This window comes from Paenibacillus sp. 01T442 (genome assembly GCF_056398345.1).
In genome coordinates, this window is record NZ_JBFTPF010000203.1 from 1 (window position 1) to 993 (window position 993).

A 993-nucleotide genomic window follows, 5' to 3' on the forward strand; every position below is an offset into this window, starting at 1 on the left:
GTCCATAGTACTGGAAACGGTGATATTTTTTATTCGAAACAATACGAAGAATTTGTTAGCACCTACAAAAATGATAGGGATTCTGTTGAAACAGGACAGTTTACAACCCTTCTAAAAGACGAAAAAACAGGAAGCGAATATTTCTTTTATATAGCACCCATTATTGAATCGATTGGCGGGGTTCAATTCTCTCAGAGGACAGGCTATTGTTCCATTATGGTGAACACGGAAAAGTTGAAGGAGCTTGTTCAGAATACGGAATTAACGCCTAACTCTACGTTGTACATTCTAAATAGCCAAAATGAGGTTATTGTATCCAATAATGCAAATTTCCGCGGTATTTTGTACGAGGATATCCTTTCCGTAGATCGGAACCGTTTAACTAATGGGGTAAAAACGACAATTAATGATGAAGAAGTAATCGTCCAGGAAAAAGATTTGCAGCAGGCTGACGGCTGGCGTATTGTAAGTATTATTCCAGTGCAAGAGTTGACAACAGACATGTATGCCATTAAAAACATTAGTATCATAGCAGGAATTGGTATCATTCTGAGTATGCTTATTCTAGGATATTTTTTCTTGAATAATCTGACGCGGCCGGTCATGGGGCTTATCGCAGATATGAAGAAAATTGGTAAAAGAGATGTAGGCTTTAGAGTTAAGGTACGTTCAACGAATGAAGTCGGCGTGTTGGCCTATGATATCAATAGCATGATTGACAAAATGGAAGAGATGACAAGCAATATTTTCCATACTCAGGCAAGTTTATATGAGTCTGAGCTCAGCAAAAAACAGGCTGAATTCTCTGCCTTACAAAGTCAAATAAATCCGCATTTCCTTTATAATACATTAAATTGCATAAGCAGTATCGGGCTTGAATACGGCAGCAAAGAAATAGCGCTGATTACTTCATCCATGTCAAAGATTTTTCGATATAGTATAAAAAAAGACGATCTTGTGATGATCAGTGAAGAAATTCAATGTATCCAAGCG

At 37.4% G+C, this 993-nt stretch carries 1 protein-coding gene; it reads left to right on the top strand.

The window, feature by feature from the left end; translation table 11 throughout:
• Positions 1-993: sensor histidine kinase (locus tag AC1DLM_RS35420; RefSeq protein ID WP_477572628.1), on the top strand; the 993-nt coding region annotated here is incomplete at both ends.